Raw genomic sequence first — 14,606 nt, 5'->3', positions numbered from 1 at the left:
TTTAAAACTACACTTTTGTGTAGTGGGACATTTTTTACTAAAAAATGAGTGATATTGATAAATTCTTTTCGGAAAAAAACACAGTGCATAACTTATCACAAAATGAACTGTTGCAGACTTTTGATTATCTGGAGTCTGTAAAGGCATTTTCCAGAATAACCTATAAAAGCGTTTACATTATAGATTATCAGAAAAAAACATTTGAATATGTTTCAGATAATCCATTGTTCTTGTGCGGGCATTCTCCGGGTGAAGTTCAACAGCTGGGTTACGCTTTTTACTTTAAGCACGTGAAACCGGACGATCTGGAGTTGTTACTCAGAATAAATGAAGTAGGATTTAATTTTTATGAAAACATTCCTGTTGAAGAAAGAAAAAAGCACATTATTTCTTATGATTTTCATTTGGTAAAAGACAGCAAAAAAAACATTTTGATCAATCATAAGCTTACTCCCCTTTTTTTAACCAATGAAGGGAAAATCTGGAAAGCTATGTGTATTGTATCCCTTTCTCAAAATAATAAATCTGGCAATATTGAGATATTGAAGGATGGAAGTGATGAGATATGGAAATTCAACCTTTCACAAAATGAATGGGTAAAGAGTACTAAAATAAAGCTTACAGAAAGAGAAACAGAAATTTTATTCCTGTATGCCCAGGGTTTAACGATCAACGAAATAGCTGAAAAAATATATCTGACACCGGATACTGTTAAATTCCACAGGAGGAAGCTTTTTGACAAAATCAATGTTCAGAATATTACAGAGGCACTGTCATATGCCACCAATAACAAATTGTTGTAAACTATTCCATAATAGAGGTGAAATAAAATTCCGGAAATTGTCTGAAGCTTTTCCCTGTAGCAATTTTATATAGAAGAGTAGTACATATTCCGGCGACAAGCCATGACCCGACAGCGAGCTGTGGAGGGGGCAGTAACTCTTCTTCTTCCTTGTAATTCATTATTATTGTATCAAGCCAGTCCATATTTTTACCGGATTTTTTTAAGTATTGAGAGGCTGATATCACAACATTTAATTCGTTAATATTGTTTTCGTCTCCCAGGGTTTCTAAATTCTGACTATCCGGTGTTATAGTGGTAACCAGGCCGCCCCATCCTAGGTTGTAAGGGTGTAAAACAGTAATCTTTTTTTCCTGGCAGGCCCTATCAAACAGAATAGGGATATTGGAAGTAAAATCCAGTGCATTAAAAGCAATGGAAATATTGTCAAGAACCTGGTCTAAGTTTTCTTCAGTTATAAAATCATTAATGTATCGAATATTAGCTTCCGGATTAATACTCTTAAGACGATTATATAAAGACTCAGCCTTGTACAAGGAAACATCTTCATTAGTATAATTTTGTCGGTTCAGGTTTGAAACCTCTATGATATCGCCATCTATAAGCGTGATATTTTCAAAACCGAAACGTAAAGCACATTCAGCAATGTTGCTTCCGATTCCACTTCCTGCTAATAATATGGGGTAGTTTTTGATAATGCGTTGTTCTTCCGGGCTTATATAAAGCCTGTTTCTTGAGTATCTTTCGTTCATGGTATATTAGTTTTGCGTCATCATCATCCAACTGGCGAATTTTTTTACCGCTGAATTATGAAAATACATTACAATATACTCATATCAATCCAGATAAACCAGATACCCTTCAAAATCATCATCCAGATTTTTCAAAACTTTTGCATCATCCATTTTTTTAGCCAGGCTGTCGATAAAAAAGCCTTTCTCAAAAAACTGGCGGTGGATTCCCGGAAGCAGTTCCATGAAATAATCCATGCCGATCTTATTGTTGTGAAGATCCATTTTGGTTTCCAAAGGCTTGTTGGGAAACAGTTCTTCATGCATATCCGTAAGTCTTTTGCAGAAATCCAAAGCTTTTTCCGGAGAAGATACCTTGCAGCAGTACATCATGATGAAGCAGCACCACAAAGCATGTCTGAAAGCATTTCCAATACCGTTGTTGGAAGCTGTTTCGGGAAACATTTTCTGGGCAATGGCGAAAGCCTGAGCCGTTGCATAAAAGCTTAATAAAGCAAAAAGAGGATGGGGAAGAAGGAGTGATAAAAGACGCATGATCTTTTTCAGGCTCATGCTTCGGATGGTGTTAAAAAATATCTTAAAAGTCCTCATAAATAAAAATCTCTCCCTAATTAGAGAGAGACCGTATAGTTTTTGTTACAGATCTTAAGGGTTTACAGCCAATAAATTGACTGTTTTGGCTACTGTATCTTTAATGTCAGTTCTTTTTACGATGAAATCTACAAATCCTTTTTCCTGTAGGAATTCAGAGGTCTGGAAACCTTCCGGAAGATCTCTTCCGATCGTCTCACGGATTACTCTTGGACCTGCAAAACCGATTAGTGCTCCCGGTTCAGCCATGATAATATCTGCTGTCATAGCGAAAGAAGCTGTAATGCCTCCAAAAGTAGGGTCACAAAGGTAAGCGATGTACAAAAGTCCCGCTTCAGAAAGCTGGGCAAGCTTAGCCTGAACTTTGGCAAGCTGCATCAGGGAGTAAGTTGCTTCCTGCATTCTTGCTCCTCCGGACTGGCAGATGATCATGTACGGAAGCTTGTTGGCGATACAGTAATCTACCGCTCTCCTGATCTTTTCTCCCATTACAGAACCTAAAGATCCGCCGATGAAGGCAAAATCCATACATGAAACAACCATTTCAGTTCCTTTTACGGTTCCTACTGCATTTCTGATGGAGTCTGTAAGTTTTGTTTTGGCTCTTACCTCTTTTAAACGGTCTTTATAAGGCTTTGTATCCTTGAAATTTAAGATGTCAATACTTTCAACATTGGCATCCATTTCAGTGAACTTACCCTCATCGAAAAGGATCTCAAAAAATTCAGCACTTCCTATTCTTACGTGAAATCCGTCTTCAGGAGAAACATAGCTGTTTCTTCTCAATTCATCATGCTCCACTATTTTTCCTGATGGAGTCTGATGCCAAAGACCTTTGGGCACATCCTTTTTTTCATCAGTGGAGGTGGTAATGTTTTTTGCTTTTCTTTTAAACCAGTCGAATGCCATATCTATATAATTGATGTATGATAAAAGATAAAAGATGAATGATAAGTGATTTTTAAACCGCTTTCATACATCTTTTATCTTTTATTTAAATTTATTTAAGCGTATTTACGTTATTTAAGTCTTCAAACGCTTTAACCAGTCTTGCAGAGAACGTTTCCTCACCTTTTCTTACCCAAACTCTCGGGTCATAGAATTTCTTGTTAGGTTTTTCTTCTCCTTCAGGGTTTCCGATTTGAGCTCTTAAATAATCAATATTGTTAACCATATAATCTCTAATACCTTCCGTGTAAGCGAACTGAAGGTCAGTGTCAATATTCATTTTGATAACTCCGTACTCGATAGCCTCTCTGATCTCCTCTAAAGTAGATCCGGAACCTCCGTGGAATACAAAGTTAACCGGCTTGTCAGCTGTTCCGAATTTCTCCTGAACATATTTCTGGGAATTGTCAAGGATTTTCGGGGTAAGAACCACGTTTCCTGGCTTGTAAACTCCGTGTACGTTACCGAAAGCAGCAGCAATGGTAAAGTTTTCAGAAATAGCCTTTAATTTTTCATAAGTATAAGCTACGTCTTCCGGCTGGGTATATAATTTTGAGTTGTCAACGTCTGAATTGTCTACACCGTCTTCTTCACCGCCTGTAACCCCGATTTCCACTTCAAGAGTCATCTTAAGCTTAGCCATTCTTTCGAAATACTGAGAAGAAATTTCGATGTTTTCTTCCAAAGGCTCTTCAGAAAGATCAAGCATATGAGAAGAATAAAGAGACTTTCCGGTTTGCTTGAAGAATTCTTCGTTAGCATCCATCAGTCCGTCGATCCATGGCAATAATTTCTTAGCGCAGTGGTCTGTGTGTAAAATAACAGTTGCTCCATAAGCTTCTGCCAGTGTGTGGATATGTTTTGCTCCGGCGATAGCTCCTAAAATAGCTGATTTCTGTCCGTCATTGCTTAATCCTTTCCCTGCGTTGAATGCAGCTCCGCCATTTGAAAACTGGACAATTACAGGAGAGTTTAATTTCGCTGCAGTTTCCATAACAGCATTTACATTGCTTGAACCAATTACGTTTACTGCAGGCAGTGCAAATTTGTTTTCTTTGGCATACTGAAAAATATCAGTAACTAATTGACCTGTGGCAACTCCTGCCGGAAAAATTCTGCTCATGTTTTACTTTTTATTTTAAATTATTAGGCGTTTTTAAAATTCCTGTAAAGGTAATCATTTTTGAGGAATTACTAATTTCTTTTGTCCCTTCCCCAAAGCAGCTTCTGACGGATTGTTTCGTAGAAACTTAAATGGTTAGGCTGTACCAGAAGAATTTGAAAACTGGCCTTTTTGATGATAATTTCTTTGTCGGTTTCTATATGGACCAGCCTGGAGTCCAGAGAAAGAGAATACTGTGGTACTCTGCTTTCTACTTTAAATTTTATTTCTACTTTGTCATTTACCACCAAAGGTCTCACATTCAGATTGTGGGGAGCAATAGGAGTAATGACAAAATTTTCGTTGTTCGGAGAGATAATCGGTCCGCCACAGCTTAAAGAATAAGCGGTAGATCCAGTAGGCGTGGAAACAATAACACCATCACCCCAGAATACATTGAGAAATTCGTCATTGATATACGAATCTACCGTGATCATTGAGGTTGTTTCTTTTCTTGATATGGTGACGTCATTCAGTGCATATGGGAAAAAATCACCAGATTTCGGAGACACAACCTCAATAACGGCACGGCGGCTTGTTTTGACATCGCCTTTTAAAATCGCGTCAAGTTCTTTGAATGCTTCTTCTTTGGTAAAGCTGGCCAAAAACCCTAATCTTCCGGTATTTACGCCTACAATCGGGATTTCAAGATCTTCAATGAAGGTTAATGAATTCACGATCGTTCCGTCGCCCCCGAAAGTAAAGAAAAGGTCTACTTCTTTATCCAGAAGGTCCTGCTTGCTGTTGAATGTTTCAAATATCTTTGAGAACTGAAGCGCTTCAGCCATTTCATCATACAGAACAGATTTTACGCCTCTGGTTTCAAGTTCTGAAATAAACTTGCTTAAATATAAAAAAGTATCGAGGTCTTTTTTCTGAGAATATATGGCTGCCTTCATGTTATATTTCTATGAATTTTTGGAAAAACCCGAACCGGTCATTAAACAGATCTGATTTTTCATCCGAATAGTATTTTTGAACAATTCTGTAATCATACCGGTCAAAAGTGGCATCTATCGAGGATAGGTTTTCATTGCTGATCTTGATGGTTATTTGGATCATTTCATCAGACATGGATGTGATGAATCCTCCATAGAATTTCGAATTGTTGCTTTCCACGATATTGGCGATTTCCGTCATCGAATATTTCCTGGCCGGTGTTTCTATCGTAAGGATGGCTCCGGTTTCTGAAAACAGTGGATAGCGGGAGAAATTCTGGAAAATATCTTCACAGGTGATATACCCAAGATACTTTTCATTTTTATTGATCACCGGAATCACATTGGCATTGAACGTATAGAAAAGACGGATGCTGTCCATGATATTATTATCTTCCAGGATGGCAAACCGCTCGATCTGGTGTTCAAGATCCTTTAATATCCCGTCGCCTTCGTAAAGAAAATCCTTTGCAATAGCTCCGTAAAAGTGATGGGATTTTTTAATGAAAATATGAGAATAGCCAAAATCCTCTAATGTATCCCTCGCTGATTCTATTGAGTCAGTCAGGCTAAAACACGGAAAGTCTTTTGAGATATAATCCTTGATAAACATTGTGCTAATTTATAAAAAATTAAATGAAACTTTTTCTCAAACCATCACTTTTTTTAGAAGAAAATAAAAAAAGCGATGTTAAAATTTGTCCGTAAAGAAAAAAAAGGTATCTTTGTCGCCTTTCATTTTTACTTTTTATTAGATTTATTTCAAACTGCACTGTCTTTTAAGGACATATGCAGTTTTTTTATTTTAGGGCTTTTGCGAATTCCCACATCACAATTCCGCCGCATACACTTACGTTCAGGGAGTGTTTTGTTCCGAGCTGTGGGATTTCAAGAAATGTGTCAATATTCGGAAGAGCCTCGTCACTGATTCCTTCCACTTCATTTCCTAAGATCAACGCATATTTTTTTGAATTATCAATACTGAAATCAGTGATCATTTGGCTGTCTGTGGTCTGTTCGATTCCGATAATCTCATATCCACGGCCTTTATAATCGCTAATAGCCACATTGATGTCGCTTTCGTGGCTCCAATCCACACTTTCCGTAGCTCCGAGTGCTGCTTTGTGGATCTCGCGGTGTGGCGGCTGTGGTGTAATACCGCAAAGGATGATCTTTTCAATAAGAAAAGCGTCGGCTGTCCTGAAAGATGCCCCCACATTGTGCATGCTCCTTAAATTATCTAAAATAATGACCAATGGAATTTTCTCAACCTTTTTAAATGTTTCCACATCTATTCTGTTAAGCTCTTCCAGTTTTAGTTTCTGTACCAATTTTTTTATTTTGTTGAGATTAATTTTCCGTCTCTGTAGATCTCTGTCTTTTCAACGCTTCCGTCTTCGCGGTAATGCACGCGGGTTCCGTTCCATTTATCGTTGGCAAATTCTGTTTCGCGCTGTACTTTTCCTGACGGATAAAATACTTTCCATTTTCCGACAGCAAGCCCGTTTTCATATTGCCCGATCTGCTTTACCGATTTCCCGTTTTCGTAGAAAGTTTTGCTTTCACCTTGTAATTTAGCAAATTTATAATTGGAAATTTCCGCCACTGCTCCGGAAGGGGTGTAGAAAGTAGCCGTAAAGCTGTTGTCATAGATATTTTTGTCCCCGTTTCTGAAGACCTCTTTTGAAGTAAGGACACCATTTTTGTCATAATAAGACCATTCTTTTACCTTAAAGTCCTTTTTGTATTCACCCTTGGCCTGGATTTTCCCGTTTTCATAATAATAAACAGCATCCCCGTCAACTTTCCCTTTTCTCCATTCGAGAGTCTGTTTTAGCTGCCCGTTATCATAGAAAGCTTTGCAGGTTCCTTCCTGCAGCCCGTCTTTGAATCCGCATGGTTTTTGTGCGATGGCCCACGATGACGCGGTCATTAACAGCAGAAAAAAGTATTTCATAGATTTTTTTATTTCAAAAATAGTAAAATACTTATATTTGACTTAAAATATTAACATGAAAAAAACATCTGCTTTACTGCTGTTGGTATTTGCTTTTATATTTTTACAGGCACAGAATACCTATTACCCGCAAGCTTTCTTTGATAAAAAGCTGGCTCAGGACATGATCGGTTACGGAAAATCTACCATTGAAGGCATTGCTTCTACCAAACAGAAAAATAATTGGGGAATAAAGCCTCTTCTTGGTGAAAAGCATTACGCACCGAAAGGAACTGTTGTGCTGCTTTTTCCTGTAACACCTTATTTTGATGAATTTTACAAAATGAGGAAAAAGTACGAGAATAAGAAAACAACGGTTTATATGTCTGAGGAAGCGTTCAAATACAGAATCGAAGTTTTGACGGACGACCACGGACGATTTAAATTTGAGAAATTAAAGCCGGGAAAATATTATCTCGAAACGATCGTTAACTTCACGGCAACAGCAAGTTATCAGAAACAAACCGGGCAGTCGGATGCTTACAATGCTTACGGAGGATATCTGTATTCCACGCCAATATATCAGACATTTTTCTATGGCTATTCTGCCGGAAACCGGGAAAGTAAGTTTGTAGAAATAAAACAGGACGGAGAACTGAAAGAAATCAACCTTTAGGGTTGATTTTACTTTTTTAAACCCATAATTTGATGAACACTTTTCTCAATATTCTGAGCCAGTGCTTCCATCGGAATATCGTTTTCATCATTATTAAAAGGATCTTCAATTTCCTCGGCAATGAGTTCCAGGCTCATCAGGACATAATAGACAAATACAGTAAGAGGAATCATCAGAAGTCCGATCGTAATCACATAGGCAACCGGAAGTGCCAGTACATATAAGATGATAAATTTCTTAACAAACGAAGAATAGGAATAGGGAATAGGTGTATTTTTAATTCTCTCGCAGCCACCGCACACATCCAGAAACCCGGAAAGCTGAGTGTCAAGATACAGCATCTCGAGATCTGATATCTTACCTTCTTTTTTCAGCTGATTGAGTTTATGGGTCAAAAGAATTACAATTTCACTTGGGCCGTGATGTTTCAGTGATTTTTCAATTTCGGAATAGTCTTCATCCAAAGCCAGTCTTGTGGATTCCTGTGAAAGATGCTTGGCTAAGAAATGCGGAAAATACTTCAGATACCTTGCAATCTGTTCTGCATCCTGCCGGTTGTCACCCAAAATAGCATTGATCTTTACGGCAAAATTTCTGGTATCATTCACCAGCTTCCCCCAAAGCTTTCTGCCTTCCCACCATCTGTCGTAGGCTGTATTCGTTCTGAAAACCAACAGCAGTGAAAGAACAAAGCCTAAAAGGGAATGGATCATTCCAACATTACTTACCCTGGATTTTGTGGTAAGATGAAGGTATTCCACTTCCAGATACTGGATTCCCCAGGAATAAAACCCCACCAGCAGCATCGTCGGAAAAAGGATCTTCATGGTATCGCTTTTGTGCATACTGAAAAGGATCTTCAGGAAATGTTTGGTATTGTAGGCTCTCATTATATTCACTTGGTCTTACAAATATAATTTTTTCATTTGAGCTCTGCTTTATGGGAACCCATAAAATTGATTCCAGCCCATACTGTTTCTTTGTAATAAAAAATAAAATGGGATATTATAGAAAAGGACATTTTAAAAAGAATGGAAAATGGGTGAGTGGGCATTATGTAAATACTTTTGGAAGAGGTAAAAGAAGATCTAAAAACCCACAGGGATGTGTGGTTTTTATTGTAGGAGGGGTACTTTCTTTTTTGTTTTATGCCTTAAGCTGAATAGGCTAATGATAAACTGTATCTATTTTTAATTTTCACAGATTTCAAAAAAACACTATTTTTATTTCGCATTAAATAACAAAGAAGATGATCCTCGAAAACGTAGATGTAGTTAACGATATCAGTAAAGAAGATTTTCAGAAGAAGTATTTTAAAAAACATAAGCCGCTTCTGATCAAAAACTTTGCGGGCAGGTGGGAGGCTTTTGATAAATGGAATCTTGCCTATATCCGTGAGAAAGCAGGTGATCAGGATGTGCCGCTGTATGATAATAAACCGGCTGATGCTTCCAAAAGTTCAGACGCTCCTGTGGCGAATATGAAGATGAGGGATTATATAGACCGGATCAAAAGTGGACCTTCGGATCTGCGTATTTTTTTCTACATCATCACAGACCGGCTTCCGGAACTTCTGAAAAATTTTACATATCCTGACCTTGGGATCAGGTTTTTTAAGCGGCTTCCAACTCTTTTCTTTGGCGGAAGTGAGGCCCATGTGCTGATGCATTACGATGTGGATCTCGGAGATTTTCTTCATATTCATTTTGAAGGAAAAAAGAGAATCCTGCTATTTGATCAAAAACAATCTGCCTTTTTATATAAAGTGCCGCTTTCCGTACATACGGTTTACGATATAGATTATGAAAATCCTGATTATGAGAAGTTTCCCGCCTTACAATATGCAAAAGGCTATGAAATTTTTATGGAACATGGTGATGCCCTTTTCATTCCGGGGGCATTCTGGCACTTCAACAGGTACCTGGAACCTGGATTTTCTATGTCGCTCAGAGCTCTGCCCAATAAACCAAATGTTTTTGCCAATATGATGTACCATGTTTTTATCATGAGATACACAGATAAGTTTCTTCGTAAGCTGTTTAAAGCTAAATGGGTGAATTACAAGCAGAAATGGGCTTATGAGAAAGGGATGGAGGCTTTTGGAAAAAAGATGAAATCGGGAAGATAGATCTGGAAGCCTGAATACAAAGCTGTAAGTTTATACTTCCTGTTCTCGATTCTTAAAACTTAATGAACTTCCGTATAAACTCCATTTGCTCACCATAACAAGATTAATTTCATCACAATTTCAAACCCTGAATTTATTTTATTTAAATTTGGGGCTCATTTTTTATTATGGCAAAAACCAAGAAGGAAACCCCGTTAATGACACAGTACAATACCATCAAGGCTAAATACCCTGATGCACTGCTGTTGTTCAGGGTTGGAGACTTTTATGAAACATTCGGTCAGGATGCCGTGAGAACATCTCAGATTCTGGGTATTGTTCTTACCAAAAGAGCTAATGGAGAGGGGCATATAGAGCTGGCAGGATTTCCACACCATTCAGTGGATTCTTACCTTCCAAAGCTGGTAAGAGCCGGAATGAGAGTAGCCATCTGCGATCAGCTGGAAGATCCGAAAACGGTCAAAGGGATTGTAAAAAGAGGGGTTACAGAGCTTGTGACACCGGGAGTTACATTCAACGACCAAGTATTAAATTCAAAAAAGAATAACTTCCTTCTTTCTCTGCACAAGGAAAAAGAAAAGTATGGAATCGCGATGGTGGATGTCTCTACCGGTGAGTTTTTAGTGAGCGAAGGAAGCCTGGAAAAGATACTTCATATCATCAATACTTTTGATCCAAGCGAAATTGTTTATCAGAGAAGTGTTCAGTTGCCGGAACAGCTTAAAAATAAAAGTGCCTTTAAGCTTGAAGACTGGGCTTTCCAGTATAATTTTGCCTACGAAAAACTGACTTCCCATTTTAAAACGAATTCTTTAAAAGGTTTCGGTATTGAAAATCTTCCGCTGGCCATTACGGCTGCCGGAGCCATTTTTGCTTACCTGGTGGAAGATACCCATCACAATCTGCTGGCCCATATCACAAAACTTCAGATCATTCCACAGGAAGATTATCTGATGATGGACAATTTTACCTTAAGAAACCTCGAAATTGTTTATCCTAGCAATCCACAGGGAAAATCGCTGCTGGATATTATTGATAAAACCTCTACCCCGATGGGTGGTAGGCTATTGAGGAGAAGGATTATTCTCCCTTTGAAATCAGTGGACGAGATCATGAGAAGACTTTCGCTGATTGATTTCCTGAATGAAAATGACCAGCTGAAATATGAAATCTGCCAGCTGCTGAAATCCATCTCTGATCTGGACAGGTTGATGGGCAAACTGGCTGCGGAAAAGATTTCACCAAAAGAATTGGGATATCTGCGTCAGAGTCTTATCAATATTCATCAGATAAAAGCTTTGCTCCATCCACATGCCGATGTTCTGGCCTGGCTGGAACCATTGTTTGATATGGATGAGCTGATCAAATTCTTGCAGAATCACCTCAATGAAGAGCTTCCGGTAAATATTTCCAAAGGGAATATAATTAAGGAAAATATTTCGGAAGAGCTCGACCGATTGAGGAATCTTCAGAGCAAAGGCCGTGGTTTCCTGGATGAAATGTGCCAGAGAGAAATAGAAAGAACGGGAATTTCAAGTCTTAAAATTGATTTTAATAATGTTTTCGGATATTATATAGAAGTAAGGAATGCCCATAAAGATAAAGTCCCAGCCGATTGGTTAAGAAAACAGACGCTTGTGAATGCGGAACGTTATATTACCGAAGAGCTGAAAGAATATGAAAGTCAGATCCTTGGAGCCGAGGAAAAGATAGGCGTGCTGGAAAACGAGCTGTATAGGAATGTATGTGCTGAAGCAATGGTTTATATGGATCAGATCCAGGGGAATTCCAATATCATAGCACAGCTTGATGTGGCTGCAGGGCTGTCTGAACTTGCCGTTTCAGAGAGCTATACAAAGCCCGTTCTTAATCAGGGGTATGCCATTGATCTTAGAGAAGCAAGGCATCCGATCATTGAAAATGCACTTCCTTTAGGGGAAAAATATATCCCGAACGATATCTTTTTAGACAAAGATTCCCAACAGATCATCATGGTGACAGGACCCAACATGGCCGGTAAATCGGCAATCCTTCGCCAGACAGCTATTGTGTGTCTTTTGGCTCAAATTGGAAGCTTTGTTCCTGCAAAACATGCTGAAATCGGGATTTTGGATAAAATTTTCACAAGGGTAGGAGCGACCGACAATATTTCTGCCGGTGAATCTACTTTTATGGTAGAGATGAATGAAGCTGCGAATATCCTGAACAATATATCGGAGCGCAGCCTGATTCTTCTTGATGAGATAGGAAGAGGAACGTCTACCTATGACGGGGTTTCCATTGCCTGGGCTATTGCAGAATACCTTCACCAACATCCTACACAGGCTAAAACGCTATTTGCAACGCACTATCATGAGTTGAACGAAATGACGGTTAATTTTGAAAGAGTGAAAAACTTCCACGTTTCCATTCAGGAAAATAAGGGAAATATTATCTTCTTGAGGAAGCTGATTCCGGGAGGAAGCGAACACAGTTTTGGTATTCATGTGGCAAAACTGGCAGGAATGCCCGCAAAAGTAGTCAACAGGGCGAATGAGATCCTGAAAACCCTTGAAGCCAGCCGTACACAGAGTACAGGTACTTCTGAAAGCATCAAAAGGGTAACGGAAGAAAATATGCAGCTCTCTTTTTTCCAGCTGGATGATCCTGTCCTTGAAAATATCCGTGAAGAGCTTACTAAAATAGATATCAATACTTTGACACCTATTGAAGCTTTGATGAAGCTTAATTCGATAAAAAAAATGATTGGAGGTTAATCCAATCATTTTTTTCATTTATACTGTTAGCAACAAACTCCCTTTGCGGTACAAGCTCCTATGTACAGCTCTCCGTCGTTGTTACAAAAACAAGTTGTAACACAGGTTGGTCCGTTACCGCCATTAATTTCTTTTAATTCTTTTTTTGTCAATTTTCTTTTTTGAAGATTTGTTTTCATGTTAAATATTTTTAATTAGGTTTTAAAATGATCTTTGTACAAAGTTTTCTCTGTTAACAGCAGTATCCGTCACTGCCTCTCGGTCCGATGATCATGAAATGGCTGGGTACCCCTCTGAGTTTGCACAGACCTTCAGCGCATGAAGCACCTCCGTTGATCTCTTTTAACTCCTTTTTAGTGAGTTTTCTGCTTTGGAAGTTTGAATTTTTCATACCTATTATTTGTAAGTTAACTTAAATTCTTAACAGCAGTATCCATCCTGAATGCCATAAACGCCGTACAATTCTACTCCGGTTTCCGGATCAATACAGCTTACAACCCTGGGACATACAGGTCTGAAGCCTCCACTGATCTCTTTCAATTCTTTCTTTGAAAGTTTTCTTGGTTGAAGATTTGATTTTTTCATAATAATTTTAGTTTGGTTATAGCTAATTTACATTTTATTTTTATATAATTCTATTGTTGGTGATAAAAAATTTTAAAAAAATGAAAACCATTAACAAAGTTTAACAGATTGATACTTAAAGAAAAGGAAAGCATTTACTAATTTTAAGCATGAAGAATTTATTAAATATATTCATCCTTCTTGTGTCCTTTTCAGCCTTGTGTGCTCAGGAGACAAAAGTTCCCGTTATGAAATATGAAGACCTTGAAAAACATATTCAGAAGGATCGTGATAAGCTGCTGGTGGTCAACTTCTGGGCTACAACCTGCGCACCTTGTGTGAAAGAGCTGCCGCATTTTATGGAGGTCAATAATAAATATAAGGATGATCCAAAATTTAAAATGATTTTGGTTTCACTGGACAGGCTGGTGGATAAAGAAAGGGTAATTAAATTTATCAAAAATAAAAATCTGACCGCCGAAGTGATCCTGCTGGACGACATCAAAAGAATGAATACATGGATCCCGAGATTTGAAAAGAATTGGGACGGAAATATTCCTGTAACCATTTTTTATAAAAACGGCGGAAAAGTACATTTCAACGATGGCGAAATGAGCAAACAAGACCTGGAAAAGACCATCAACAACGAATTAAAATAAAAATATCATATGAAAAATCTAAAAATTTTAATAGCAGTGCTCATTGCCGGGCTCGGACTTTTAAGCTTTACAACAACACATCATACATCATACGGTTCTCAGAAAATAAATGGGTCTGCTGCTGTAAAAGGTTATAAAGTGGGAGATGAAGCCGCTGATTTTAAGCTGAAGAATATTGACGGTAAAATGGTTTCTTTAAGCGATTTTAAGAGCGCTAAAGGATTTATAGTCGTATTTACCTGCAATCATTGTCCCTATGCAAAAAAATACGAAGACAGGATTGTAGAGCTGGATAAGAAATTCAAAGATCAGGGCTATCCGGTTATTGCCGTTAATCCGAATGATCCGAACGTACAGCCCGAAGACGGCTACAAACAGATGATCGAAAGAGCAAAGGAGAAAGGCTTTACCTTTCCCTATCTTGTAGATGAAGGGCAGAAGGTCTATCCGCTTTACGGAGCTACTAAGACACCCCATGTTTTTGTCCTGCAGAAAGAAAACGGAAAGAATATCGTGAAATATATCGGTGCCATCGACAACAATTACGAAGATCCGAATGATGTATCCGAATATTACGCTCAGGATGCTATAAATGCTCTGATTAAAGGAGAACCTGTAAAAACAACAAAAACAGTGGCCATAGGATGCACAATAAAAGTAAAGAAATAATATATTTGCCTTAGAATTTATACAG

At 38.2% G+C, this 14,606-nt stretch carries 19 protein-coding genes; 7 read left to right on the top strand and 12 right to left on the bottom strand.

The window, feature by feature from the left end:
* Positions 1-44 precede the first annotated feature (44 nt).
* Positions 45-803: a response regulator transcription factor gene (locus IX38_RS01400; protein WP_034701063.1), complete on the top strand. Its 759-nt coding sequence runs from the start codon at positions 45-47 to the stop codon at positions 801-803.
* Position 804: 1 nt separating this feature from the next.
* On the opposite strand, the gene IX38_RS01395 is transcribed toward IX38_RS01400, so the two are convergent.
* From IX38_RS01395 to IX38_RS01360, 8 genes are all read right to left on the bottom strand, one after another.
* On the bottom strand, positions 805-1,554 hold the full coding sequence (locus IX38_RS01395; protein ID WP_034701062.1) for a ThiF family adenylyltransferase: 750 nt from the start codon (positions 1,552-1,554) through the stop codon (positions 805-807).
* Between the two features lie 84 nt (positions 1,555-1,638).
* Positions 1,639-2,145 carry a DUF6973 domain-containing protein gene (locus IX38_RS01390; protein ID WP_034701061.1) on the bottom strand — a complete coding sequence of 169 codons (507 nt, stop codon included), beginning with the start codon at positions 2,143-2,145 and terminating at the stop codon, positions 1,639-1,641.
* Between the two features lie 54 nt (positions 2,146-2,199).
* Positions 2,200-3,054, bottom strand: coding sequence for an acetyl-CoA carboxylase, carboxyltransferase subunit beta (gene accD / locus IX38_RS01385; protein ID WP_034701060.1), 855 nt, complete (start codon positions 3,052-3,054; stop codon positions 2,200-2,202).
* A gap of 91 nt (positions 3,055-3,145) precedes the next feature.
* A complete protein-coding gene (gene fbaA, locus IX38_RS01380) occupies positions 3,146-4,216 on the bottom strand; it encodes a class II fructose-bisphosphate aldolase (protein ID WP_034701059.1) in 1,071 nt (356 codons plus the stop codon).
* A gap of 71 nt (positions 4,217-4,287) precedes the next feature.
* Entirely contained in the window at positions 4,288-5,154 is an 867-nt protein-coding gene (locus IX38_RS01375) for an NAD kinase (protein ID WP_034701058.1), read from the bottom strand.
* 1 nt (position 5,155) lies between these two features.
* Positions 5,156-5,806 carry a CBS domain-containing protein gene (locus tag IX38_RS01370; RefSeq protein ID WP_034701057.1) on the bottom strand — a complete coding sequence of 217 codons (651 nt, stop codon included), beginning with the start codon at positions 5,804-5,806 and terminating at the stop codon, positions 5,156-5,158.
* 187 nt (positions 5,807-5,993) lie between these two features.
* Positions 5,994-6,524: an RNA methyltransferase gene (locus IX38_RS01365; protein ID WP_034701056.1), complete on the bottom strand. Its 531-nt coding sequence runs from the start codon at positions 6,522-6,524 to the stop codon at positions 5,994-5,996.
* Between the two features lie 5 nt (positions 6,525-6,529).
* Entirely contained in the window at positions 6,530-7,150 is a 621-nt protein-coding gene (locus IX38_RS01360) for a toxin-antitoxin system YwqK family antitoxin (protein WP_051884381.1), read from the bottom strand.
* A gap of 55 nt (positions 7,151-7,205) precedes the next feature.
* Between IX38_RS01360 and IX38_RS01355 the strand changes: the two genes are divergently transcribed.
* Positions 7,206-7,805 carry a hypothetical protein gene (locus IX38_RS01355; protein WP_034701055.1) on the top strand — a complete coding sequence of 200 codons (600 nt, stop codon included), beginning with the start codon at positions 7,206-7,208 and terminating at the stop codon, positions 7,803-7,805.
* Positions 7,806-7,813: 8 nt separating this feature from the next.
* On the opposite strand, the gene IX38_RS01350 is transcribed toward IX38_RS01355, so the two are convergent.
* Complete coding sequence (locus IX38_RS01350) at positions 7,814-8,695, bottom strand: bestrophin family protein (RefSeq protein ID WP_034701054.1); 882 nt, start codon at positions 8,693-8,695, stop codon at positions 7,814-7,816.
* Positions 8,696-8,802: 107 nt separating this feature from the next.
* Here IX38_RS01350 and IX38_RS22820 point away from each other — a divergent pair, with 107 nt between their 5' ends.
* From IX38_RS22820 to mutS, 3 genes are all read left to right on the top strand, one after another.
* Positions 8,803-8,967: a hypothetical protein gene (locus tag IX38_RS22820; RefSeq protein WP_165570686.1), complete on the top strand. Its 165-nt coding sequence runs from the start codon at positions 8,803-8,805 to the stop codon at positions 8,965-8,967.
* Positions 8,968-9,054: 87 nt separating this feature from the next.
* Positions 9,055-9,933, top strand: a complete 879-nt coding sequence (locus IX38_RS01340) for a cupin-like domain-containing protein (protein ID WP_034701052.1) — start codon at positions 9,055-9,057, stop codon at positions 9,931-9,933.
* 167 nt (positions 9,934-10,100) lie between these two features.
* Complete coding sequence (mutS, locus tag IX38_RS01335; protein ID WP_034701051.1) at positions 10,101-12,689, top strand: DNA mismatch repair protein MutS; 2,589 nt, start codon at positions 10,101-10,103, stop codon at positions 12,687-12,689.
* A gap of 26 nt (positions 12,690-12,715) precedes the next feature.
* Here mutS and IX38_RS22545 read toward each other — a convergent pair whose 3' ends face one another.
* The 3 genes from IX38_RS22545 to IX38_RS22535 are packed head-to-tail and all read right to left on the bottom strand — an operon-like array spanning position 12,716 to position 13,274.
* A complete protein-coding gene (locus tag IX38_RS22545) occupies positions 12,716-12,868 on the bottom strand; it encodes a bacteriocin (protein WP_117585872.1) in 153 nt (50 codons plus the stop codon).
* A 53-nt stretch (positions 12,869-12,921) separates the two neighbouring features.
* Complete coding sequence (locus IX38_RS22540) at positions 12,922-13,080, bottom strand: bacteriocin (protein WP_117585871.1); 159 nt, start codon at positions 13,078-13,080, stop codon at positions 12,922-12,924.
* A gap of 29 nt (positions 13,081-13,109) precedes the next feature.
* Positions 13,110-13,274, bottom strand: a complete 165-nt coding sequence (locus IX38_RS22535) for a bacteriocin (protein WP_117585870.1) — start codon at positions 13,272-13,274, stop codon at positions 13,110-13,112.
* Between the two features lie 149 nt (positions 13,275-13,423).
* Here IX38_RS22535 and IX38_RS01330 point away from each other — a divergent pair, with 149 nt between their 5' ends.
* Positions 13,424-13,912 carry a TlpA family protein disulfide reductase gene (locus IX38_RS01330; protein WP_034701050.1) on the top strand — a complete coding sequence of 163 codons (489 nt, stop codon included), beginning with the start codon at positions 13,424-13,426 and terminating at the stop codon, positions 13,910-13,912.
* A 9-nt stretch (positions 13,913-13,921) separates the two neighbouring features.
* Complete coding sequence (locus IX38_RS01325; RefSeq protein WP_034701049.1) at positions 13,922-14,581, top strand: thioredoxin family protein; 660 nt, start codon at positions 13,922-13,924, stop codon at positions 14,579-14,581.
* The last annotated feature ends 25 nt before the right edge of the window (positions 14,582-14,606 follow it).

This window comes from Chryseobacterium luteum, assembly GCF_000737785.1.
Classification (GTDB): domain Bacteria; phylum Bacteroidota; class Bacteroidia; order Flavobacteriales; family Weeksellaceae; genus Chryseobacterium; species Chryseobacterium luteum.
Note: the sequence above shows the minus strand (reverse complement) of the source record. Positions and strands in the feature narration are given on the sequence as shown.

Excerpts from the sequence above, each read along its gene's own strand:
- IX38_RS01340 (WP_034701052.1), top strand. The coding sequence starts at position 9,055 with ATGATCCTCGAAAACGTAGATGTAGTTAACGATATCAGTAAAGAAGAT.
- IX38_RS01325 (WP_034701049.1), top strand. The coding sequence starts at position 13,922 with ATGAAAAATCTAAAAATTTTAATAGCAGTGCTCATTGCCGGGCTCGGA.
- fbaA (WP_034701059.1), bottom strand. The coding sequence starts at position 4,216 with ATGAGCAGAATTTTTCCGGCAGGAGTTGCCACAGGTCAATTAGTTACT.
- IX38_RS01360 (WP_051884381.1), bottom strand. The coding sequence starts at position 7,150 with ATGAAATACTTTTTTCTGCTGTTAATGACCGCGTCATCGTGGGCCATC.
- IX38_RS01400 (WP_034701063.1), top strand. The coding sequence starts at position 45 with ATGAGTGATATTGATAAATTCTTTTCGGAAAAAAACACAGTGCATAAC.
- IX38_RS01395 (WP_034701062.1), bottom strand. The coding sequence starts at position 1,554 with ATGAACGAAAGATACTCAAGAAACAGGCTTTATATAAGCCCGGAAGAA.
- IX38_RS01370 (WP_034701057.1), bottom strand. The coding sequence starts at position 5,806 with ATGTTTATCAAGGATTATATCTCAAAAGACTTTCCGTGTTTTAGCCTG.
- IX38_RS22545 (WP_117585872.1), bottom strand. The coding sequence starts at position 12,868 with ATGAAAACAAATCTTCAAAAAAGAAAATTGACAAAAAAAGAATTAAAA.
- IX38_RS01390 (WP_034701061.1), bottom strand. The coding sequence starts at position 2,145 with ATGAGGACTTTTAAGATATTTTTTAACACCATCCGAAGCATGAGCCTG.
- IX38_RS01375 (WP_034701058.1), bottom strand. The coding sequence starts at position 5,154 with ATGAAGGCAGCCATATATTCTCAGAAAAAAGACCTCGATACTTTTTTA.
- IX38_RS22820 (WP_165570686.1), top strand. The coding sequence starts at position 8,803 with ATGGGATATTATAGAAAAGGACATTTTAAAAAGAATGGAAAATGGGTG.
- IX38_RS01330 (WP_034701050.1), top strand. The coding sequence starts at position 13,424 with ATGAAGAATTTATTAAATATATTCATCCTTCTTGTGTCCTTTTCAGCC.
- mutS (WP_034701051.1), top strand. The coding sequence starts at position 10,101 with ATGGCAAAAACCAAGAAGGAAACCCCGTTAATGACACAGTACAATACC.
- accD (WP_034701060.1), bottom strand. The coding sequence starts at position 3,054 with ATGGCATTCGACTGGTTTAAAAGAAAAGCAAAAAACATTACCACCTCC.
- IX38_RS22535 (WP_117585870.1), bottom strand. The coding sequence starts at position 13,274 with ATGAAAAAATCAAATCTTCAACCAAGAAAACTTTCAAAGAAAGAATTG.
- IX38_RS01355 (WP_034701055.1), top strand. The coding sequence starts at position 7,206 with ATGAAAAAAACATCTGCTTTACTGCTGTTGGTATTTGCTTTTATATTT.
- IX38_RS22540 (WP_117585871.1), bottom strand. The coding sequence starts at position 13,080 with ATGAAAAATTCAAACTTCCAAAGCAGAAAACTCACTAAAAAGGAGTTA.
- IX38_RS01350 (WP_034701054.1), bottom strand. The coding sequence starts at position 8,695 with ATGAGAGCCTACAATACCAAACATTTCCTGAAGATCCTTTTCAGTATG.